The organism is Kitasatospora sp. NPDC058162, from assembly GCF_042884005.1.
Lineage (GTDB): Bacteria > Actinomycetota > Actinomycetes > Streptomycetales > Streptomycetaceae > Kitasatospora.
Map to the genome: position 1 here is coordinate 292,553 of NZ_JBHVUS010000008.1, position 21,302 is coordinate 313,854.

The following is a 21,302-nucleotide window of genomic DNA, read 5'->3' on the forward strand; positions in this document are numbered from 1 at the left end:
ACCGCCGTCCGGTGACGGTGGGGCACCGGGCCCGGGCTCAGCGCCGACGCGGCTCGACGTAGTCGACGGTCTGCATCATCCCGAGGTCCTCGTGCTGCAGCTGGTGGCAGTGGGCGACGGCGCGGCCGGTGAAGTCCTCGTAGCGGACCAGGAAGGTGACGGTGTCGCCCGGTCTGCCGCCCGCCAGGTCGACGGTGTCGTGCCAGACCGGCGGGTCGAGCCGGTCGCCGTTGCGGTGGGTGACCAGGACGTGGTTGGTGTGCAGGTGGAAGGGGTGCTGGAAGGCCGGGTTGGTCTCGTCGGTGCGCAGGGTCCAGCGCTCGACGGTGTCCAGTTCCAGGGTGTGGTTGACGTAGCCGGGGTCGAACAGGCCGTAGGCCGGGTCCCGGGTGGGGTCGCCCGCGGGGTCCGCGGCGGGGGTCGGGTTGCTCCCCAGCATCCGGAAGGCGTTGGGGAACGAGCCCGGGAAGACGCCCGGGTCGACGTGGAAGACCACCTCGCGGTCCGCGTCCGGGTTCGCGATGTCGCCCTCGTCGAGGAACGGCTTGCCGGCCGGGAGCGCGGTCGGCAGCCCCATCGGCGGGTCGACCGCCTCGCCCGTCACCTCGACCGTCATCAGCGGGGCGGTCCGCCCGTCGGCCCGCAGTTCGTAGCTGCCGGGGTCGTCGGCCCGGACCAGGACGTCGGCCCGGTTGCCCATGGCCAGGCGCACCGCGTCGGTGGCGACCGCGGCCGGGAAGGTCACGCCGTCCTGGGCGATCTGGTGGAGGGTGAGGTCCCGGCCGCCGCCGGTGAGCCGCAGCACCGGCGCGGTGAACGCCGTCGCGCAGACCAGCCGCCAGCGCTGCACCTCGCCCGGGCGCAGCGTCACGGTGGGGTTGACGGCACCGTTGACGGTCAGCACGGCCGGGACGGCGGCCAGCGCGTTGCCGGAGGTGAAGTCGGGGACCTTGCCGTCCTTGAGCCTCAGCTCGTTGAGGCAGACCACCAGGTCGGCGGCGGCCGCGATCTCGGGGACCTCGTCGACGTCGCCCTCGACGACGAGGACCCCGGCCATCCCGCCGACGATCTGCACGGAGGTGGCCCCGTGCAGGTGGGGGTGGTACCAGTAGGTGCCGGCCGGGTGGCCGACCGGGACGTCGATGGTCGTCACGTACTGCGGCTCGGGGGCGCCGGCCTCGACCTCCTCGGCGGTGCGCGGCTCGAACACCCGGAGCACGTTGTCGGCGTCCCCGGACGGGTCGACGTGCAGGCCGTGGGTGTGCAGGTTGAAGCTGTTGAAGCCGTGCGGCCGGTTGTGGTCGCCGTCGTGGGGCTCGTTCGGGGGCAGGCCGTTGACCTGGGTCAGCCGCAGGGTGTCCCCGGCGCGCAGCCGCAGGGTCGGGCCGGGGATCGTCCCGTCGTAGGTGCGGGTGGTGACCGTGCCGTAGCCGGGGACGACGGTGTCCGTGAAGCGCACGTCGAGCGTCTGCTCCAGCACCGCCCCCGCCCTGCCGGGCACCCGCCGCGCGGTCCGCAGGGCTGGCTGGGGGAAGGGCTGCGGGGCGGGGGCGGCCGCCGCGTACCGGCGGGAGAGGATCCCGTCGGCGGCGGCCACCAGGACGGCGGCGGGCAGCGCCTTGAGCATCGACCGACGACTGATTCCGACATTTTCGCTCATGGTCGGGCAATCTAGGTCAAACCATCCAGGCGGTCCGGAAAGCACACCGGGCGCCCGCCGGACATTGCCCGATCATGACCCTCAGCCGGACCAGACGGTCACCGTCGCCTCCAGCTGGTAGTCCGCCGGGGCGATGGAGTCGACCTTGATCAGCGCGGTGCGACCCCCGGGGCTCTTCAGGCAGATCAGCGTCCCGACACTGACGTGGGCCGAGTCGCCCGGGTGGCTGGCGGCCCAGTCCGCGCAGGCGGCGCCGGACGGCGGCGCCTGGCCGGTCCAGATGCCGAAGCTGTCGTGCTCCGTATTGATCTCCTCGCGCACCACCGCCGTCGTGTCGGTGAAGCCCGTCGCGTAGATGCCCTGCGGAAAACCGGGGTGGCGCCCCGGCGGGGTGAGGTCGAAGTCGGCCCCGCCCTCCATCGTGATGGCGACCTGCCCGCTCCAGGCCACCACGGGCCCGGTCGTGGCGGGCGCGGGCGGATTCGGGGCGGCCGTGGTCGCACCCCCGGTACTGGCGGTGGCCGGCCCGGGCACCACAGCGCTCGACCCGGGCGTGCCCAGAGTCGTCGGCAGAGCCGTCGGCGAGTCGCTGTTCGGCCGGATCGCCGTCCCCAGGATCAGCGCCAGCACCCCGACCGCGACCACCCCGACCCGCGCTCCCCCGCTCTTCGGCCCCGGCAGACTGATCCCGGCCCCGCTCGCGGCCTCCTTCGCGAAGGCCACGACGAAGCAGAGCAACCCGAACACCCACAACGTGATGGTTCCTGCCACGGACCCTGTCCCCCACCTGCGCAGCCGACCTCGAACGCGCAGATGCTACAAGGAAGCTGACGCGCGGGCAGGTCTTTTCCCCCGCCCTTCCGGATACGGACCGGGCCCCGCCCCGCTCAACCCCTGGACCCCCTATCGCCAAACCCCCTTCCTGGCAAGCGGATCCGGCAACTCCGGGCCGGAACGGCGGCAGTTTCCCGGCCCGCCCCCGCGGGCCCCGGCCGCCGCCTAGAGTCCGGACCCGGTCGCCCTCCGTCGGCGAGGGCCGCGCGGGTTCGGGGGTTGCGGTGGAACGGGACGTCATACGGGAGTCCGCGCGGGCGGGCCGGGTGGTGCTGTGGGAGGAGTCGGCGCGCGACGGCGCCCAGGCCAAGACGCTGATGTCGGCCGCGTTCCGGGTCCGGCTGGCCCGCGAGCAGGGGCGGATGTTCGGCGCGGACGGGCCCCGGCACGTGGTGTTCGCGGCGGGCTTCCCGGCGGTGTGCGAGGAGGAGTTCGAGGCGGTCCGGCGGGTCGCCGTGGAGGCCGAGGGCACGGTCAGCATCGCCGCCGTCTGCCGGGGCCGGGCCGAGGACGTCCGGCAGGCGGTGGCCTCGGTGCGGGGCACCGCGCACGCCCGGGTCATGGTGGTCGTGCCCGCCTCCGAGCCGATGGCCAGGACCATGACCCACCGGCCGGCCCACGAGGCCCTGGAATCGGCCGCCGCCCTGATCGAGGAGGCCCGCACCCTGGACGACGGGGTCGCCGTCGACCTCTGCTTCGCCGACGCCTCCCGCGCCGACCCCGGCCTGCTGGCCCACCACGCGGGCGCACTGACCGCCGCCGGTGCGGGCACCGTCGTGCTGGCCGATACGGTCGGCATCCAACTACCGGGCGAGGCGGCCGAGTTGTTCGGCCGGGTCCGGGCGGCCGCCGACGACCAGGTGGTGCTGGCCTCCCACCTCCACAACGACCTCGGCCTGGGCCTGGCCAACACCCTGGAGGCGCTGCGGGCCGGCGTCCGGGTGGTGTCCGCCTCCTGGCTGGGCCTCGCCGAGCGCAGCGGCCTGGCCGCCACCGAACAGCTGCTTTTCCTGCTCGCCCACGACCCGCAGCGGGCGGCCCGGTTGCTGGGCGACGACACCCCCGCCTGGTGGACCGTCCCGGACCTCACCGCGCTGCCGCGCCTCGCCCGGATGGTCGCCGCGGAGACCGGGGTCCCGCTGAGCGTCACCACCCCCGTCGTGGGCACCGGGGTCGGCACCATCTCCACCGGCACGCCCTTCGTCCACCCGCGGCTGTTCCAGCCCTTCGACCCCGAGGAGCTGCTGGGCATCGCCCCCAGCGTGGTGCTCACCCAGCTGGCCAGCCTCCGGGTGGTCCGGGCCGTGGCCGCGCGGCTGGGCCACGAACTCGACGACCAGCAGGCCCGGGCCGCGCTGGCCTGGGTGAAGTCCCGGGCCTACCGGACCGGCCGGGCCGTCGTCGAGGACGCGGCCTTCGCCGCCTACCTCGTCGGGCTCCGCTCCGCACCGACCGGGGCGTCGGCATGACCGCCGGAACCGTCGACCTCGCGGGCGCCCGGGCGGCCCTGCGGCGCGGCACGGCGGTGGTGCTGCCCAACCCCGCCCCGCTGACCCACGTCGTGGCCGGCACCGACCCACGGGCCGTCAACACCGCCAAGGGCCGCCCCGCCGAACAGGCCGTCGCCCTCTGGGCCCACGACCCCGGCACCCTGGCGCGGCTCGGCGCCGTCCTCGACCTCTCCCCCGAACTCGCCGCCGCCGCCCGCCGGTTGCTCTCCGAGGAGCGGGTGACCCTACTGCTCCCGCTGCGCCCGGGCGCCGCACGGCCCGACTGGCTGGTCCCCGCCACCCGGGACGGCTGGACACTGCTGTTCGGCGCCCGCTGGGAGCCCGTGCTGCCGCTGCTCGCGGACCACCCGGTGCTGTACGTCTCCAGCGCCAACCGCACCGGCCACCCGCCCGCAGCGACGGCGGCCGAGGCCCGCGCGATGTTCCCGGCCGCCGTGCCCGTCCTCGGCACCGCCGGCCCCGACACGGCTGTGGGCGGCCGGGCGGCCACCACGACCCTGCGCCTGCACCCGGACGGCCGGTTGGACCTCCACCGGCCCGGGGCCCAGGACCGGCCGCACCCCGGGCGCGGGGCCTACCTGGCGCACGTCCGCACCGCGTTCCTGCCGTGACCCGGCCCGGCCGCCCACCCCGGGTGCGCGCCCCTGGTCAGCGGCCGGGCCGCTGCTGCGCGGGCCGGGCGTCGATCTCGGCCCAGACCGTCTTGCCGTCGTCGTGCGGCACTGCGCCCCACCGGGTGGCGGCCTTCTCCACGATGACCAGCCCGTGCCCGCCCGGCAGGCCCGGGCGGTGCGGCCGGCGCGGCTCGGGCAGGTCGGTCGAACCGTCGCTGACCTCGATCCGCAGGCGGGCCTCGGAGCCGTCCAGGACGAGGTCGACGGGGCCGCCGGCGTGCAGCATCGCGTTGGCGACCAGCTCGGCGACCAGCAGCACGATGTCGTCCTCGGCCCCGGCCGTGCCGGTCGGCCAGGACCAGTCGGCGACGGCCTGCGCGGTGTACGCCCGGGCCCGGGCCACGGGCTTGGGCAGCCCGGCCAGGTGGAGGCGTCGGCGCTGGCCGCCGGGCGGCAAGGTGGGGCCGGTGCCCGGCCGTTCGCCGTCCAGGGTGGCCCGGCTGGTCGTCATGTGCGGGTTCCCCTTCGGTTCCGCTTCGGTTGCGCTTCGGTCCCGGCGCTGTGCGGCAGCGTCGTCTGCTCGGTTTCCCGAGCACTGCCGAATTATGCGTGCCGTCGACCGGCCGGGGCGGTCACCGGGCTGCGGCGAACGCCGCTTCGACGGTCGGGTGGAGCGAGAACACGGTGTCCGTGCAGGTCAGTTCCAGCAGCCGCTGCACTGTGACGGACGGCGCGGCGAGGCGGAAGCCCACCTCCGCCGCGGCGGCCGCCATCCGGGTCTGGAGCAGCAGGTTGAGGCCGGAGGAGTCGCAGAAGCCGACCTGGGCGAGGTCCACGACGAGCAGCGCCGGGCGCTGCTCCACCAGCTCGTCGAGGGCGCTGCGGGCGGGGGCCAGGGTCTCGATGTCGAGGTCGCCCGCCAGGGCGCAGACGGCCGCCCGGGTGTCGGTGTACCAGGTGTGCACGGCCAGGTCGGGCCCGGACGGGGCGCCCGTCCGGGAGGGGTCGGAGGATGCGGTGGTCGGCGGCACGGTCACGGACTCGTTCTCTGCGGGCATCGTCATCTCGGCTGGCATCGTCGTCGTGTTCCCCTCAACGGGTGTGCTCCACGAGCGTACGCACGCCACCCGGCGCGGGGCCAGGCCGGGGGCGGACCGGCCGGGCGGCGGGTGGCGGGTGGGCGTGCGACGGGTGGGCGTGCGGCGGCTCAGGTGGCGGTGAGGTCCGCGCGCAGGTGCTTCAAGGTGCGGCTGAGGAGACGGGAGACGTGCATCTGGGACAGCCCCAGGCGGGCGCCGATCTGCGACTGGGTGAGCTCCTCGCCGAAGCGCATCGCCAGGATCTGCCGGTCGCGCTCCGGCAGGGCGGCGACCAGCGGCTTGAGGACGATCAGGTTCTCGACCGTGTCGAACCGCGGATCCTCCGCGCCGAGCCGCTGGGCGAGCGGGCCCGGGTCCTCCTCGCTCTCGGTCACGGGGGCGTCCAGGGATCCGGCGGTGTGGCCGTTGGCGGCGGCGAGCCCCTCGATCACCTCCTCCTGCGAGAGGTCGAGGTGGACGGCCAGCTCGGCCACCGTCGGTGCCCGGCCCAGCCGTTGGAACAGCACGTCGCGGGCCTTGGCGAGGGTGATGCGCAGCTCCTGGAGGCGACGGGGCACGTGCACGGCCCAGGTGGCGTCGCGGAAGTGCCGGCGGATCTCACCGAGGATGGTCGGCAGCGCGAAGGTCACGAACTCCGCGCCGTGGTCGGGGTCGTAGCGGTCGATCGCCTTGATCAGGCCGAGCGAGCCGACCTGGAGCAGGTCCTCCTCGGGCTCCCGCCGGTTGCCGACCCGGCGGATCGCGAACCGCACCAGCGACAGGTTGAGCTCGATCAGGGTGGCCCGGACGTAGGAGTACGCGCGGGTGCCCTCCTCGAGCGTCGCGAGCCGGGCGAGCAGCACCCGGGTCAGCGCGCGCGCGTCGCCGGGCGCGAGCTGCCGCGGGTCCTCGATGTCGGCGAGTTCCGGCAGCCCGACGGCTTCCGGGAGCCCGACGGCTTCCGGGAGCCCGACGGCTTCCAGCACGGTGGCGCGGTGGAGGAGTTCGTCACTGGTCGTGGCCATGTCGGTCCTTTCCCCTCGGCGTACGGTCCGTCCCCGGGTACCCGCCGGGGGCGATTCCATGTCGGTTCCCCTTGTGAGGATTACGTGAACGAACGACCGGGCGGCGGGGCCGCCGCCGTCGGGGAACCGTGGATCCGCGGGCATGAACCGCGGCATCGGGGGCAGCCGAGCCGGTACGACCCGCCCGAAAACAACCCGGGAAAGGGGAACCCTTCCATGGAACGTCTCACCACCCGGATCACCATGCGACTGATCACCGGCGACGAACGCAGCCGGGACCTGGACGTCGACTGGTCCTACCGGGACGACGAACCCCACTCAGCAGAACTGGACTTCACCTCCTACCAGGCGGACGCGGTCTGGGCGCTCTCCCGCGACCTGCTCCTCGCCGGCCTGCACGCGCCCGCCGGCGAGGGGGACGTCCACGTCACGCCGTACGACGACACCCGCGTGCTGATCGCACTGGCCGGCGAGGAGGGCGTCGCCCTGCTCGCCGCCTCCGCGGCGGCGGTGGCCGGCTTCCTGGCGGCGACCGTACGGCTCGTCCCGCCGGGGCGGGAGCACGACCGGATCGACTGGGACGGCGGCCTGCGGGACCTGCTGACCGCCTGAACCGCCGGCCCGACCAGCGTGCCGCGCACCCCGCCGTAGCGCCTCCGCCGTAGCGCCCGTGCGAGGACCTCGCTACGGCCGCGCTACGGCCGCGGGTCGATGGGCGCGAGCACACCGAAGCGGCGCTCGAGCACCTCGGCGGCCTCCAGGCACTGGTCCTCGCGGTACATCCGGCCGATCAGCTGGAGGCTCTGCGGCAGCCCGTCGGCGAACCCGCTGGGCACGCTCACGGCGGGCACCCCGACCAGCGAGGTCACCGCGCACACCGCCCTGGGCAGGGTGAGCGCGGCGTGGCCCTCGGCGTCGGTGTCCTCGGTGAACACGTCGACCCCGGGGACCGGGTGGGGGCAGGTGGGCGTGAGCAGCAGCGGGTGGGTCTCCAGCAGCTCGGCCCAGTCGCGCTGCAGGCCGAGCCGGACGCCGGTCTGCCGGAGGAACTCGCCGAGGTCGGTGTGCGGGGTGCGCTCCAGGAACAGGTCGAGGTTCCGGGCGCCCTTCTCGGTGAGCAGCTGCCGGATCCGGGGCCAGCTCAGGCCGAACTCGGTCATGATCAGCTTGCCGTAGCAGTCCAGGGCCTCGAACAGCCGGGGGATCTCCACCTCCTCCACCGCGTAGCCGGCGTCCGCCAGGGCTGCGGCGGCCTCGTCGAGGGCGGCGCCGATCGCGGGGTGGACGCCGATGCCGGCCGGGTCGACCACCACGCCGACGGTGAGCGGGCCGGTCGGGCGGGGCCCGTGGGCGGGGACCGGGACGGCCCTCGGGTCCTGCGGGTCGGCGCCCGCCAGCACCTCGTAGGCGGCCCGCAGGTCGGCGACCGAGCGGGCGAACGGGCCGTCGACCGGGACGAGTTGGGAGGCCAGCAGCGGCTCCTGGCCGAGGATGCGGTGGTCGGCGGCGAAGCGGCCGTAGCTCGGCTTGAGCCCGGCGACCCCGTTGAACGCGGCGGGCAGCCGGACCGAGCCGCCGGAGTCGTTGCCGAGGCCGAGCGCCGCCATGCCGACCGCGACGGCCACTCCGTCGCCGCAGCTGCTGCCGCCCGGGTTCCCGGTCCGGTCCCAGGGGTTGTACGTCCGGCCGTAGAGCTGACTCTCGGCGTCGGAGGAGATCGACAGGTCGGACATGTTGGCGTGGCCGATCGGGATGGCGCCCGCGGCGCGCAGCCGGCGCACCGGCGGGGCGTCGGTCGCGGCGACGTGCTCGCGGAACCGGGGCACGCCGTGGGTGGTCGCCAGGCCCGCGATGCGGATGTTCTCCTTCACGGTGAACGGCACCACGGCCAGTGGGCCGAGCGGCTCGCCCGCGGCGCGGCGCCGGTCGGTCTCCCGCGCGGCCTCGCGGGCGGCGTCCGCCCTCAGCTGGATGACGGCGTTGACGGCCGGGTTCACGGCCGCGATGCGCTCCAGGTGGCTCTCGACCACCTCGGCCGCCGAGAGCTCGCCGCGGGCGACGGCGGCGGCCAGTTCGGTCGCGCCCAGCGTCCACGGGGCGGTGGTCGTCGTGTCGGCACTCATCGTGGTCTTCCCCTCCGGATCGTTTCGATGCACATGCATCACATCGCATCCGGGGAAGCGATGCAAGTGCATTGCTACGAGCCTGCGACGGCTCCGCCCGGAGGGTCGGCGATAGGCTGAACAGATCGGATGATCTTCAGGAGAGCCATGAGCACCACCAAGCCCCGCGTCCTACTCGTCACCGACCTCGCCTACCAGGCCCGGGGCCGGCGCTACTGCGACGAGGACATCCAGCTCTCCGCCCGCCTGCGCGAGGACTTCGACGTCGCGCTGTGCCACCCGCTCGACGCCGCCGCGCTGCTGGACTCCTTCGACCTGGTCCTGGTCCGCAACAGCGGCCCGGTGCTCAACTACCGCGCGGAGTACGAGGACTTCCGCACCCGCGCACTCGCCCGCGGCGCCCGCGTCTACACCCAGCTGACCGGGCGCGCCGACATGGCCGGCAAGCAGTACCTGCTCGACCTCACCGCCGCCGGGTACCCCGTCATCCCCACCGTCGACCGGGCCGAGGACCTCGACCGGCTGCCCGTCGTGCCCGAGTACGTCGTCAAGCCGAAGCTCGGCGCCGACTCCATCGGCCTGCGGATCGTCCCCCGCGACCAGCTCGACACCGTCGCGTACGACCAGGACGTCCTGGTCCAGCCGCTGATCCCGTTCCGCTACGAGGTCTCGTTCTACTTCGTCGACGACGCCTTCCAGTACGCCCTGCACGCCCCCGCCCCCGAGCAGCGCTGGCGCCTCGAACCGTACGAACCCACCGCCGCCGACCTGGAGTTCGCCCAGCGCTTCATCGACTGGAACACCGTCGAGCACGGCATCCAGCGGGTCGACGCCTGCCGCACCCCCGAGGGCGGGCTCCTCCTCGTCGAGCTGGAGGACCTCAACCCCTACCTCTCGCTCGACCTGGTCGACCAGGTCACCCGGGACGCCTTCGTCGACGCCCTCAAGGCCGCCCTGCACGCCTTCGCTACGAAGCCCTGACCCGCCGGGCCGCCTCCGTCAGCACCGCGCCCAGCGGCAGGCCGACCCGGGCCTCGGCCAGCTCGTCCCCGCGGGTCGCGCCCTGGTTGACGATCACCACCGGCGTGCCCGCGCGGGCGGCCCGGCGCACGAAGCGCAGCCCCGACATGACCGTGAGCGAGGAGCCCAGGACCACCAACGCCTGGGCCGCGTCCACGAGTTCGAAGCAGCGCTCGACCCGCGGCTTGGGCACGCTCTCACCGAAGAAGACCACGTCCGGCTTGAGCACTCCCCCGCACACCGCGCAGGGGGCGACCCGGAAGGCCGCCGCCAGCTCCGGCGCCAACTCGGCGTCGCCGTCCGGGTTGACCCGCGCCGGGCCGTCCCGGAAGCCGCCGTTCAACTCCTCCAGCCGCCGGTCCAGTTCGGCGCGCGGGCTGGTCCGGCGGCACTCCAGGCACACCACCCGGTGCAGCCCGCCGTGCAGCTCCACCGCCGTACGGGTGCCCGCCGCGCGGTGCAGGCCGTCCACGTTCTGGGTGATCACCGCCGACACGTGCCCCGACCGCCGCAACTGCTCCACCGCCCGGTGCCCCGCGTTCGGCTCGGCCCCCGCGATCGCCCGCCACCCGACGTGGCTGCGCGCCCAGTACCGCCGCCGGGCCGCCTCGCTCCCGGTGAACTCCTGGAAGGTCATCGGCACCCCGCGCCGCCGGCTGCCGGTCTCCCCCCGGTAGTCCGGGATGCCGGACTCCGTCGACAGCCCCGCCCCGCTGAGCACCACCACCCCGCGCCCGGCCAGCAGCCGCACCAGCACCGCCAGGCCGGCCGCATCGGCGGCGGTACCGCCGGGAGTCGTCACGGGCACACCCATGCCGTCCAGCGTAGAACGGCGCCCGGAAAACCGGTGGCCCCGGGTGGAACAGGAGCGTTAGCCTCGGGGCATGGACGTCATGGACCGAAGCACCACCGCAGCCGCGCGAGCGACCAGCTCGCCGGCCGCCGCCGCCTGACGTACCCCCTCCCCCGGCGACCGGAAACGGTCCGCCGGTGGTGGCTCCGAGGCGTTCCCGCCTCGCTCCCGATGATCGCGCGGCTCGTTCTCCGGCGCCTCCCTCCCCCCGAGAAGGAGCCCCCGCCATGAACACCGACCAACTCGTCCGGACCTTCACCGAGTACTTCGAGGAGCGCGGCCACCGCCGGATCACCGGCTCGACCCTGCTGCCCCCGCCCGGCGACCCGGTGCTGTTCACCACCTCCGGCATGCACCCCCTCACCCCGTACCTGGAGGGCCGACCACACCCGCTCGGGCGGCGCCTGGTCAACGTGCAGCGCTGCCTGCGCACCACCGACCTGGACGAGGTCGGCGACCGCACCCACCTCACCGTCTTCGAGATGCTGGGCAGTTGGTCGCTGGGCGACTACGAGGGCCCGCAGAGCCTGGACTGGGGCTACGGACTGCTCACCGACGGCTTCGGCATCGATCCGGACCGGCTGCACGTCACCGTCTTCGGCGGGGACGAGCACGTCGGGCCGGACACCGGCTCACTGGAGCTGTGGCAGGACCGCGGAGTCCCGGTCGAGCTGACCGTCGAGGACAACTGGTGGTCCAACGGGCCCACCGGCCCCTGCGGCCCCGACTCGGAGATCTTCCTCTGGACCGGCGACACCCCGCCCGAGTCCACCCCGACCCGGGACGACCGCTGGGTGGAGGTGTGGAACCACGTGATGATGCGGCACCGCCGGCTCGACGACGGCTCGCTCGTCCCGCTCCCCCAGCGCAACGTGGACACCGGGCTCGGCCTGGAACGGCTCTCCTCCCTGCTCCAGGGCCGCTCCTCGGTCTTCGACTGCGACGTCTTCGAGCCCTGGCGCCGCCTCCTCCCGCCCCTGTGGCAGCTGGACGAGCCCTCGCTGCGCGTGGTCTGCGACCACCTGCGCTCGGCCGTCGTCGTGATCGGCGACGGCGTCCGCCCCTCCAACACCGGCCGCGGCTACGTCCTGCGCCGCCTGATCCGCCGGGTGCTCACCGTGCTCCACCGCGAAGACCCCGGGCGCGGCCTCGGCGACCTGCCCGGGGAACTGCTCCGGCACACCCTGGACCGCTTCCGCCAGTCCGAGGACCCCGGGACGGTCCACCGGGTCCTGCTCGACGAGGAGCAGCGCTTCGACCGCCTGCTGGAGCGCGGCCGCCAGGTGCTCTCCCGCCCCCGCTTCCACGGCCCGCTCACCGAGGACGACCTCCACTACCTCCACGACACCCACGGCCTGCCCCGCGACCTGGTCCTCGACCTGCGGCCGCGGTGACGGCCGCTCGGGATCGCGGTTCCGGTCGAAGCGCCGGACGTCCGGGGGCGGTCAGGCGCGGCCGAGGACGTGGTGGACGGTGATCTCGATGACCACCCGGTCCGGGTTCTCGCGGGGCTGGCGGTAGCGCTCGGTGTAGCGGCGTTCGGCGTCGGCGACCTGGTCGGGGGAGTCGCGCAGCACCGCGACGCCCTCCAGGGTGGACCAGCGGGCCCGGTCCACCTGGCAGACCGCGACCCGCAGGCCGTCGGGGCCGGCCGCCGCGACGTTGCGGGCCTTGCGGCTGGTGCGGCTGGTGATGACCCGGGCGGTGCCGGTCTCCGGGTCGAAGGTCACGCCGACCGGCACCACGTGCGGCGTGCCGTCGGGGCGGGTGGTGGTCAGGGTGGAGATGTGCCGCTCGCGCCAGAAGGCGAGGAAGGCGTCGTCGAGGTCGCGCGGGTCATGGGCCATGATCGCGATCGTACGGCCCCCGGGGAGGCATCCTCCCCCGGGGGCCGTACGGCGTGCGGCAGGCGGCTCAGTGGCCGTACCAGCTCGGTGGCCGTAGCGGCTCAGTGGCCGCGGGCGATCCACTCCGGCAGGGCCGGGGCCTCGGCGCCGATGGTGGTCGGGTCGCCGTGGCCGGTGCGCACCACCGTGTCGGCCGGGAGCGACAGCAGGCGCTCGCGGATGGACTCGATGATGGTCGGGAAGTGCGAGAACGAGCGTCCGGTCGCGCCCGGGCCGCCGTGGAACAGGGTGTCGCCGGTGAACACGGTGCCGAGTTCGGGGGCGTACAGGCAGACCGCGCCGGGCGCGTGGCCCGGGGTGTGCAGCACGGTCAGCGCGGTGCCGGCCACCTCGATCCGCTGCCCGTCGGCGAGTTCGCCGTCCGGGAGCCGCTCGGGGTGGGTGAGCTTCCACAGCGGGAGGTCGTCCGGGTGCAGCAGGACCGGCGCGCCGGTGCGCGCGGCCAGCTCCGGGGCGGCGTCGATGTGGTCGTTGTGCGCGTGGGTGGAGACGATCGCCAGCAGCCGGCGCCCGCCGAGTGCGGCCTCGATGGCCCCGGCGTCGTGCGCGGCGTCGATCACCACCGCCTCCTCGTCGTCGCCGACGATCCAGACGTTGTTCTCCACCTCCCAGCTGCCGCCGTCGAGTTCGAAGGTCCCGGCGGTGACCAAACGGTCCACTCGGACGGTCACAGGACCACCACCGAGCGGAGGACGTCGCCCTGGTGCATGCGCTCGAAGGCCTGCTCGACGGCGTCGAGCTCGATCGTCTCGGTGACGAAGGCGCCCAGGTCCAGGCGGCCCTGGAGGTAGAGGTCGATCAGCATCGGGAAGTCCCGGGAGGGCAGGCAGTCGCCGTACCAGGAGGACTTGAGCGCGCCGCCCCGGCCGAAGACGTCCAGCAGCGGCAGTTCCAGGGTCATCTCCGGGGTCGGCACGCCGACCAGGACGACGGTGCCCGCGAGGTCGCGGGCGTAGAAGGCCTGCTTGTAGGTCTCCGGGCGGCCGACGGCCTCCACCACCACGTCGGCGCCGTTGCCGCCGGTCAGTTCGCGGATCGCCTCGACCGGGTCGGCGGTGCGGGAGTTGACGGTGTGGGTGGCGCCCAGGGTGCGGGCCTTCTCCAGCTTGCGGTCGTCGATGTCCACCGCGATGATCTTCGACGCGCCCGCCAGCCGGGAGCCCATCACGGCCGCCCCGCCGACGCCGCCGCAGCCGATCACGGCGACGGTGTCGCCGCGGCCCACGTTGCCGGTGTTGAGCGCGGCGCCGAGGCCCGCCATCACACCGCAGCCCAGCAGGCCCGCGACGGCCGGCTCGGCGGCCGGGTCGACCTTGGTGCACTGCCCGGCCGCGACCAGGGTCTTCTCGGCGAAGGCGCCGATGCCCAGCGCCGGGGACAGCTCGGTGCCGTCCAGCAGCGTCATCTTCTGCTTCGCGTTGTGGGTGTTGAAGCAGTACTGCGGGCGACCGCGCTCACAGGCACGGCACTGACCGCACACCGCACGCCAGTTGAGGACGACGAAGTCACCCGGCTCGACCTCGGTGACGCCCTCGCCGACCGACTCCACGATGCCCGCGGCCTCATGGCCGAGCAGGAACGGGAACTCGTCGTTGATGCCGCCCTCGCGGTAGTGGAGGTCGGTGTGGCAGACGCCGCACGCCTGGATCCGGACCACCGCCTCGCCCGGGCCCGGGTCCGGCACCACGATCGTGGCCACCTCCACGGGCGCGCCCTTGGCGCGCGCGATGACTGCCTTCACCTGCTGGGCCATCCGATTCCACCTCCGTCGGCCGATGCTGCTCCGCACCGGCGTGACCTGCGACAAACGACTGCGGGAGAACTCTAGAAGCACTGCCGAAGGAGTGCCTACGAAGGGTAGCGCCCGCCCGGCCCGCCGCACGTGCCCCGGGCATATCCGGCGGCCCGACCGGGCCCATCCGGCGCTCGCCCCCGCGCGGCCCCAGCGCGGACCCGGCGCGGGCCGCGACCAGGGGCGCGCGGGCGGCGCTGAGCGCCCGTCAGCGTGCTACGAACTGCCCGGAAAGCGCCGCCGTTGGCTGGAAGTGCCGCAGACGGGCGCCCCGCCGTCCACGTACGGTCGTAGCAGAGACGGTCCACGCGACCACGCTCAGCACACCCGCCCCACCTGACGGCACGCCACCGCGCGCCGCCCGTGCCGGGCGCGTACCGACCGTACGCCCCCGCACGTTCCGCGCCGTCCGCGCGCGGGCCCGCGCCCCGCGCGGGCAGCGTTCTCCGGTCCCACCGCTCCCCGGAACCACCGCTCCCCGGTCCGCTTGAACCCCGGTCCACGTGAACCCTGGTCCTCTAGTACCCCCGGTCCCACCGCACCGCCGGCCCCGAGTCGAGCCGCCCCGGCCGAACCGCCCGTCCCCGCACGAACCCCGGATCCACCCCCCGTCGGGCCGCACCGAGCGGTCCCAGCCCTGGAGTCTGGAGTACGGATGTCCACCGAGAACAGTGCGACCGGTGCCGGCACCGGCACCGCCCCGCTCCCCCCGATGCACTGCCTGCGCCACCTCGAGCCCGGCCCGCCCCGGCTCGCCGCGCTGCCCACCGGCACGCCGGTCTGGCTGGTCAGCCGGCACGCCGACGTCCGGCAGGTGCTGACCGACCCGCGGCTGGGCCGCGCCCCGCTCTACGCGCCGGACGCGCCGCCGCTCATGGTCACGCCCAACATCCTGGACGACCCGCAGAGCATGCTGAACATCGACGGCGCCGAGCACCAGCGGCTGCGCCGCACCGTGCAGCGGGCCTTCACCCCGCGGGCGATCGCGCGCTGGAAGCCCTGGGTCGCCTCGGTGATCGAGTCGCTGATCGACGAACTGATCGACCACGGCTCCCCCACCGACATCGTCGCCACCTACACCCGCCCGCTGCCGGTCCTGGTGATCAGCCGTCTGATGGGCCTGGACAACCTCGACGGCAAGCGGCTCGCCCACTGGAGCGACCACGCGCTCTCCGCCACCGCCTACAGTGCCGACGCGATCGCCACCGCGCTCGGCGAGTTCGCCGCCTTCGGTGCCGAGGTGATCGCCGAGCGGCGCGCCGCCCCGGGCGAGGACCTGGTCAGCAGCCTGCTGGCGGCCGCCGAGGAGGACGGCTCGATCACCGAGGGCCAGCTGATCACCCTGGTCATCGGCCTGGTGGTGGCCGGGCACGAGACCACCATGACCAGCCTCGGCAACGCCCTGGTCTACCTGCTCCAGGACGGCCGGGACGCCTGGCAGCGACTCGCCTCCGACGAGGCCAGCGCCGCCGCCGCGACCGAGCAGATCCTGCGCGCCGTACCGCTCGGCGACGCCCTGGAGCACATGCCCGGGCTGCTCCGGCGCACGGTGGAGGAGGTGGAGATCGGCGGGGTGGTCATCCCGGCCGGCAGCGTCGTCGCCGCCGACACCGGCGCCGCCAACCAGGACCCGGAGGTCTTCACCGGAGACCTGCGCACCGAGCTGTTCTCCCCGCTGGCCGCACCGATGCTCACCTTCGGCGCCGGACCGCACCACTGCCTGGGCGCCTGGCTGGCCCGGATGGAGCTGGAGCTCGCCCTGCACCGGCTGGCCCGCCGGCTGCCCGCGCTGCGGCTGGCCGACCCGGTCCAGGACATCGACTGGCGGCGCGGACTGCTCACCCGCAGCCCCAACGTCCTGAAGGTCACCTGGTGACGGGCCCTACCGGCCCCGCCGACACCGCGGCGGCCGAACCCGTGCTGGTCCGGGTCGACCGGGACCGCTGCATCGGCTCCGGGATGTGCGCCCTGAGCGCCCCCGAGTCACTGGCCCTCGACACCGAGGGGCAGGCCCGGCCGGTGGCCGGATACGCCGACGGCGGCGCGGAGTTGACGGACGGGCTGGCCGAGGCGGTGGAGCTCTGTCCGGTCGAGGCGCTCACCCTGCTCTCGGCCCGCGGCGGCCACCGGATCGCACCGGCCGAATGAGGCGCGGCGCCGAATGACGCGCCGCGCCGCGTGACCGCGTGACCCCGGTGGCGCCTGCTGAGACTGCGGCAGCAGGCGCCACCGGGGCGGCGGGCGGGTCAGACCGCGCCCGGCTCGGTCGGCCGCCACCGCGCCCACGGCTCGTCCTGGCCGGTCCGGTCCTCCCGCTCCCACCACTGCAGGACCGTCGGACTGCTGTCGAGCAGCGCGGACACCCGCAAGCCGTCCTCCCGTGAGGTCACCCGGGGCAGGGGCGCGAACTCCTCGGGGAACACGTCCAGCAGACTGCTCAGCGTCCGGCCGCTCCGCAGGGTCAGCAGCAGCTGGCAGCGCACCTGGCGCGGCAGCTCCGGGCGACCGAACACGGTGTTCCACCCGACCGGCCACAGGTGGTGGACACCGTCCGGCGCCGCGTGCTCGCGCACCCAGCCCGGATCCAGCCGCTGGTTGAGGACGAACTCGTCCGCCCGCTCCTCCAGCCTCAGCAGGCCGGCCGTGTCGCAGGCCTTCACTTCACGGGAAACGGGCTGATCGGATCGCATCCCGCTATCCTGCCCGACTTCCGCAGGCCAGGGCGGCGCGCAGTTCGGCGGCCGGGTCGCCCTCGTGGTACGGGCGTTCGCTGGGCTCGATGTGGTCCAGGAACTCCTGGTAGCGCAGCGCGTGGAACACGTGGTGCAGCGGTTCGGCGAGGTCGAGGGCGCGACCCGGGTCCGAACCGGGGGCGTGCTCGCGCCAGGCCGCCGTCCAGACCTCGGCGTGGTGCCGCCGGGCCGCCGGGGTGAGGTAGCCGCGGGGGCGCAGGCCGTCCAGGGCGGGGTGGCCCAGGCAGGCGTCGGCGTAGTCGACGACGACCGGACGGGCGGCGCCGGTGCGCCAGTTGCCGGGGTGGAAGTCGCCGTGCAGCAGCGTCTCCGGGAGCCCGCAGGCGGCCAACTCCTCCAGCAGCGCGGGCAGTTCGGCGGCAAGGCGGCGCAGTCCGTCCCGTTCCTCCGCCGTCAGGTCGGTCTCGGCGGGGAGGCGGTCCAGCAGCGCGAGGAGCTGGGCGTGCAGGGTGGCGGGCGTGCGGTCGCGCAGGCCGGCGAGGGCGCTCGGGCGGGCGGCGAGCGCGGCCTGGGCGGCGACGAAGCGCGGGACGACGTCGGCGACGGTCGCCTCGCCGGGGCTCCAGCAGTCCTCGCCGGGGACGTGGTCGAGCAGCAGCCGGCCGGCGGCCGGGTCCGCGGCGAGCACCGGTGGGACGAGGGTCGGGTCGACGCCGCCGAGCAGCGCGATGACCTCCCCCTCCGCGGCGTTGAACTCCGGGCTGGTGGTCTTCAACCAGGCGTCGGCCCCGGCCGCAGCGGGGCCCGCGGCGGGGGCGGGGAAGCGGAACAGGCCGGACAGGTTCCAGGTCCGGATCTGCCGCGCCGCCCCGGGCGGACGGCCGAGGGCGGCGAGCCGCTCCTCCGCCCAACTCAGCGCCGAGCGCAGGCCGTCCGGGCCGGCCCAGGCCGCGCGCCGGGCGGCGGGTGCCAGCAGGGCGGCCGTCCCGCCGTCCAGCGGGCGGGGGGCCAGGGCGGCGGGCGGGCGGAGCGCCTCGGCGTGGTAGCGGACCCGGCCGCCGTGGCCCGGGTCCTCGCTGTGGCCCTCGAGCAGCCTGGTCACCAGCACCGGCACGCCGGCCAGTTCGGTCGCCCGGGCGACCACGTCGTCCACCGCGGACCACCAGCCGAGGTCCACCTCGAAGGGGCCCAACTGCCCGTAGTACGCGCCCCGGTGGGTGAGGTCGACGGTCACGGTCCGACTGCTCGCTCGCTGCATCCGGGCAGCTTCGCCCACGGCGCCCGGCGGACGCGAACGATTTCCACCGGGGCCGCCGTCACCGGTACGGCCCGTCAGAGGTCCTCGAGCGGCTCGTCCAGGACGCCTTCGCGCGCGATGATGTAGCCGAGGTGGCCCCGGCTGCGGCTGCCGAGGAGTTCGCTGGCCTTCTGGATGTGGCTGGAGACCGTACGGGTGCTCATCCCGAGGCGGGTGGCGATGGCCTCGTCGGTGAAGCCGTTGACCATCAGCCGCAGGACGTTCCGGCGGGTGCGGTCGGTGAGCAGCTGGGGGCGGTGGTGGCCCTCCAGGTAGGTGACGGGCTCGGCCCGTTCCCACATCAGTTCGTAGATCTTGAGCAGGTACTCGACCAGCGGCGGGTACTGGATGAGCACCGCCGCGGCCTCGCGCTGGGCGCCGGCCGGGATGAAGGCGGTGGAGCGGTCGCAGATGATGACCCGGTCGAAGACCTCGTTGAGGGTGCGCACCTGGGCGCCGCGGGCGCTGACCTGCTCGATGTAGGCGAGGGTCGGACCGTGGGAGCGCACGGTGTGCTGGTAGAGGGTGCGCTGGCGGACGCCGCGTTCGGCGAGGGCGAGGTCGCGCGGGAGGGCGTCGGCCAGGTGGTCGGTGCCGCGGCCGCCGCCGGGCTGGGCGGTGCGCAGCTCCTCGGTGCAGGCGGCGACGGCCTTGTCCAGGGCGGGGTTGATCTCCTCGCCGGCCAGCAGGCGGATCGGGAGCTGGGCCTGTCTCATCACGTCCTGGTAGGCGTGCTCGGCGGCGGTGAAGGCGGTGCGCAGCTCGGCGAGCTGCTCCTGGTGGGCCAGCACGGCGAGTTCGAGCGGCCGGGTCAGTCCGGTGACCGCGAGGTCGGGCGGGACGGGGGCGAGCCGCTGCCCGGCCCCGGGCAGGGTGCGCAACAGGCCCATGCTGAGCAGGCATTCCGGGGCCTGTCCCGCGGTGGCGCCGCCCTCGGCGAGTGCGGCGCGGTAGAACTCGACGCCCCGGTCGCAGAGTTGGGGTGTCCCCTTTTCCGCGTTGGTGTCCTGGGATACGCACATCTGGGCATCCTTCCGGCTTCGGCATTGCGCTTTCACGAATGCCCGAACCGGCAACAGCCAGACGCCCGGAAGGGCAGGATGGTGCTCGCCTGCCGTTCGGACGCATCCCCCCCGGGCCACGACAGCCGCGAGTGTACGCCCTGAAGGCGCGGAAATCAGCGGTTGACGGCGAAACCGGGCATGCCCGGAGACGGCGCCCGACGGTGGTGACGGCGAGGACGCCCGTACCCGGCTGCGGCGACGGGCGGATGGCCGCCGCATTGCACGTGTCGCCCCGTCAGGGCGGTTGGAGCGAAGGGCCGGTGGACCGGTCCGGCCGACGGACGGAGGGCACCCCTTGTTGCGAGCTGATCCCGACCCGCCCCCACCCGTGGACCCGGCCGGGCTGGTGGACCAGCGGCTGGTGCGGCAGCTCGCGGAGGCGGCCGCCGCTCAAGTCGGTTCGGGTGCGGTGCAGTTGCTCGGCGACGGCGGGCTGCTCCAGGCGCTGGCCAAGCAGTTGATCGAGCGCGCGTTGGAGCTCGAACTCCAGGAGCACCTGCGCGGGCCGGGCACCGACGACCCCGCGGGGGTGGCCGGCGGCTCCGGTGCTCCGGTCGGCCACCGCGGCCCCAACGGGCCGAACGGCGCCCGGGCCAGGCGGCTGCAGACCGAGATCGGGCCGGTCGAGGTACGGGTGCCGCGCGACCGGGACGGCAGCTTCGCCCCCCGTACGGTCCGGCCCCGGGCGCGCCGACTGCCCGGCCTGGACCGGCTGGTGGTCTCGCTCTCCGCGCGCGGCCTCAGCTCGGCCGAGCTGGTGGCGCACCTGGCCGAGGTGTACGGCGTGGAGCTCAGCCGGGAGACCGTCTCGGTGATCACCGACCAGGTGCTCGACGAGCTCGCCGACCGGCGCGGGCGTCCGCTGGACCCGGTGTACCCGGTGGTGTTCGTCGACTCGGTGCGCTGCGGGCGCTCGGGCGGCCCGCTGGTGCACCTGGCGCTGGGGATCTCCGCGGACGGCCTGCGCGAGGTGCTGGGCCTGTGGCCGGCCGCCGACGGGGAGCGCTGGCCACAGGTGCTGGCCGGGCTCTCCGAGCGCGGGGTGCGCGAGGTCTGGGTGCTGGTCGGCGACGCCGGGGCGGGGCTGGCGGAGGCGGCGGCGGCGCGGTGGCCGCGCACCGTGGTGCACACCTCGGTGGCCCATCTGCTGCACGCCGCGCTGCGGCACGCGCCGGGCGAGGACTGGGGCGGGCTGGCCCGGACGCTGCACGAGATCTGTACGGCGCCCACCGAGGCGGCGGCGCTGGAGCGGCTGGGCCGGGCGGAGCGGGAGTGGGGTCCGGGCCACCGCGAGGTGTTCCGGGTCTGGCGGGCGGCGTGGCCGCTGCTCGCCCCCGGGTTCCGGTTCGGCCCGGAGGCGCGGCGGCTGCTGGCGGGCGGGGGCGCGTTGGAGCGGCTGCACGCCCGGTTGCGCCGGATCGAGCAGTCCGCGGGGCGGGTGCGGGACGAGCGGGCCGCGCTCAAGCGGGTCTACCTGGCGACCCTCGCCCTGGAGTCGCCGGCCGGGGCCCGGCGGCCGTGGACCGGGGACTGGCCCACCGTCCGGGAGGAGCTGCGCCGGGGCTCCCGGCGCTGACACCGGACTGCCTTGGCCGGTAGGGGAGTTCGGGCCTGAGGTCCGGCCGGGGCGCCGGTCCGGGAACCGGCCGCTGAGGTGCGCTTCCAGCTACGGGCCCGGGCTTCCGCACGCCCGGGCCTCCCACCACTGATCTGACAGCCCCAGGTGCTCTTTGCATCAGATCTGCCCGTTTTTGACACAGTCTGTTCACGCTTCCGGTTCCCGCATTGCGTGATCCCGACAACGGCCAGAGCTTCCACGTCAGTTTGCGC

The 21,302-nt window shown here is 74.7% G+C and carries 21 protein-coding genes; 8 read left to right on the forward strand and 13 right to left on the reverse strand.

The features are described 5' to 3' along the window. Positions 1 to 37: 37 nt before the first annotated feature. Together ACFVXG_RS18935 and ACFVXG_RS18940 are read right to left on the reverse strand one after the other, a co-directional pair. Positions 38 to 1,660, reverse strand: a complete 1,623-nt coding sequence (locus tag ACFVXG_RS18935; protein WP_387928908.1) for a multicopper oxidase family protein — start codon at positions 1,658 to 1,660, stop codon at positions 38 to 40. 81 nt (positions 1,661 to 1,741) lie between these two features. Next, entirely contained in the window at positions 1,742 to 2,431 is a 690-nt protein-coding gene (locus ACFVXG_RS18940) for a hypothetical protein (protein WP_387928910.1), read from the reverse strand. A gap of 287 nt (positions 2,432 to 2,718) precedes the next feature. Here ACFVXG_RS18940 and ACFVXG_RS18945 point away from each other — a divergent pair, with 287 nt between their 5' ends. Next, entirely contained in the window at positions 2,719 to 3,963 is a 1,245-nt protein-coding gene (locus ACFVXG_RS18945; RefSeq protein ID WP_387928912.1) for a 2-isopropylmalate synthase, read from the forward strand. Continuing rightward, a complete protein-coding gene (locus ACFVXG_RS18950) occupies positions 3,960 to 4,616 on the forward strand; it encodes a Sua5/YciO/YrdC/YwlC family protein (RefSeq protein WP_387928914.1) in 657 nt (218 codons plus the stop codon). Before ACFVXG_RS18945 ends, ACFVXG_RS18950 begins: the two co-directional genes overlap by 4 nt. A gap of 37 nt (positions 4,617 to 4,653) precedes the next feature. Here ACFVXG_RS18950 and ACFVXG_RS18955 read toward each other — a convergent pair whose 3' ends face one another. From ACFVXG_RS18955 to ACFVXG_RS18965, 3 genes are all read right to left on the reverse strand, one after another. Further along, the gene (locus ACFVXG_RS18955; RefSeq protein ID WP_387928915.1) at positions 4,654 to 5,130 is read right to left on the reverse strand and encodes an ATP-binding protein; all 477 of its coding nucleotides are present in this window, start codon (positions 5,128 to 5,130) and stop codon (positions 4,654 to 4,656) included. Between the two features lie 121 nt (positions 5,131 to 5,251). After that, positions 5,252 to 5,683 (reverse strand): STAS domain-containing protein, encoded by a 432-nt coding sequence (locus ACFVXG_RS18960; protein WP_387928917.1) that lies wholly within the window; start codon positions 5,681 to 5,683, stop codon positions 5,252 to 5,254. A gap of 143 nt (positions 5,684 to 5,826) precedes the next feature. Continuing rightward, entirely contained in the window at positions 5,827 to 6,723 is an 897-nt protein-coding gene (locus tag ACFVXG_RS18965; RefSeq protein ID WP_387928918.1) for an RNA polymerase sigma factor SigF, read from the reverse strand. A 216-nt stretch (positions 6,724 to 6,939) separates the two neighbouring features. Between ACFVXG_RS18965 and ACFVXG_RS18970 the strand changes: the two genes are divergently transcribed. After that, entirely contained in the window at positions 6,940 to 7,335 is a 396-nt protein-coding gene (locus ACFVXG_RS18970) for an SsgA family sporulation/cell division regulator (RefSeq protein WP_387928920.1), read from the forward strand. An 83-nt stretch (positions 7,336 to 7,418) separates the two neighbouring features. Here ACFVXG_RS18970 and ACFVXG_RS18975 read toward each other — a convergent pair whose 3' ends face one another. Next, entirely contained in the window at positions 7,419 to 8,846 is a 1,428-nt protein-coding gene (locus ACFVXG_RS18975) for an amidase (RefSeq protein ID WP_387928922.1), read from the reverse strand. Positions 8,847 to 8,993: 147 nt separating this feature from the next. On the opposite strand from ACFVXG_RS18975, the gene ACFVXG_RS18980 reads away from it, so the two are divergent. Next, entirely contained in the window at positions 8,994 to 9,827 is an 834-nt protein-coding gene (locus ACFVXG_RS18980) for a hypothetical protein (RefSeq protein WP_387928923.1), read from the forward strand. On the opposite strand, the gene ACFVXG_RS18985 is transcribed toward ACFVXG_RS18980, so the two are convergent. Then, complete coding sequence (locus ACFVXG_RS18985; RefSeq protein ID WP_387928925.1) at positions 9,814 to 10,680, reverse strand: NAD-dependent protein deacetylase; 867 nt, start codon at positions 10,678 to 10,680, stop codon at positions 9,814 to 9,816. The genes ACFVXG_RS18980 and ACFVXG_RS18985 overlap by 14 nt on opposite strands. Before the next feature lie 266 nt (positions 10,681 to 10,946). Here ACFVXG_RS18985 and ACFVXG_RS18990 point away from each other — a divergent pair, with 266 nt between their 5' ends. After that, the gene (locus ACFVXG_RS18990; protein ID WP_387928927.1) at positions 10,947 to 12,113 is read left to right on the forward strand and encodes an alanine--tRNA ligase-related protein; all 1,167 of its coding nucleotides are present in this window, start codon (positions 10,947 to 10,949) and stop codon (positions 12,111 to 12,113) included. A gap of 51 nt (positions 12,114 to 12,164) precedes the next feature. Here ACFVXG_RS18990 and ACFVXG_RS18995 read toward each other — a convergent pair whose 3' ends face one another. The 3 genes from ACFVXG_RS18995 to ACFVXG_RS19005 form a co-directional block, all read right to left on the reverse strand. Next, on the reverse strand, positions 12,165 to 12,566 hold the full coding sequence (locus ACFVXG_RS18995; protein WP_387928928.1) for a pyridoxamine 5'-phosphate oxidase family protein: 402 nt from the start codon (positions 12,564 to 12,566) through the stop codon (positions 12,165 to 12,167). Between the two features lie 101 nt (positions 12,567 to 12,667). Beyond that, positions 12,668 to 13,297, reverse strand: coding sequence for an MBL fold metallo-hydrolase (locus tag ACFVXG_RS19000; RefSeq protein ID WP_387928930.1), 630 nt, complete (start codon positions 13,295 to 13,297; stop codon positions 12,668 to 12,670). Then, positions 13,294 to 14,379 (reverse strand): S-(hydroxymethyl)mycothiol dehydrogenase, encoded by a 1,086-nt coding sequence (locus ACFVXG_RS19005; RefSeq protein WP_387928932.1) that lies wholly within the window; start codon positions 14,377 to 14,379, stop codon positions 13,294 to 13,296. Before ACFVXG_RS19005 ends, ACFVXG_RS19000 begins: the two co-directional genes overlap by 4 nt. Before the next feature lie 694 nt (positions 14,380 to 15,073). On the opposite strand from ACFVXG_RS19005, the gene ACFVXG_RS19010 reads away from it, so the two are divergent. Next, the gene (locus ACFVXG_RS19010; protein WP_387928934.1) at positions 15,074 to 16,294 is read left to right on the forward strand and encodes a cytochrome P450; all 1,221 of its coding nucleotides are present in this window, start codon (positions 15,074 to 15,076) and stop codon (positions 16,292 to 16,294) included. Beyond that, positions 16,291 to 16,566, forward strand: a complete 276-nt coding sequence (locus ACFVXG_RS19015) for a ferredoxin (protein WP_387928936.1) — start codon at positions 16,291 to 16,293, stop codon at positions 16,564 to 16,566. The genes ACFVXG_RS19010 and ACFVXG_RS19015 overlap by 4 nt, the downstream gene beginning before the upstream one ends. Before the next feature lie 98 nt (positions 16,567 to 16,664). Here ACFVXG_RS19015 and ACFVXG_RS19020 read toward each other — a convergent pair whose 3' ends face one another. The 3 genes from ACFVXG_RS19020 to ACFVXG_RS19030 form a co-directional block, all read right to left on the reverse strand. Beyond that, positions 16,665 to 17,108, reverse strand: a complete 444-nt coding sequence (locus ACFVXG_RS19020; RefSeq protein WP_387928937.1) for a hypothetical protein — start codon at positions 17,106 to 17,108, stop codon at positions 16,665 to 16,667. Positions 17,109 to 17,112: 4 nt separating this feature from the next. Continuing rightward, a complete protein-coding gene (locus tag ACFVXG_RS19025) occupies positions 17,113 to 18,345 on the reverse strand; it encodes a phosphotransferase family protein (protein WP_387928939.1) in 1,233 nt (410 codons plus the stop codon). A gap of 98 nt (positions 18,346 to 18,443) precedes the next feature. Next, entirely contained in the window at positions 18,444 to 19,430 is a 987-nt protein-coding gene (locus ACFVXG_RS19030; RefSeq protein WP_387928941.1) for a LuxR C-terminal-related transcriptional regulator, read from the reverse strand. 340 nt (positions 19,431 to 19,770) lie between these two features. Between ACFVXG_RS19030 and ACFVXG_RS19035 the strand changes: the two genes are divergently transcribed. Beyond that, positions 19,771 to 21,048 (forward strand): IS256 family transposase, encoded by a 1,278-nt coding sequence (locus tag ACFVXG_RS19035; RefSeq protein WP_387928942.1) that lies wholly within the window; start codon positions 19,771 to 19,773, stop codon positions 21,046 to 21,048. Positions 21,049 to 21,302 lie beyond the last annotated feature (254 nt).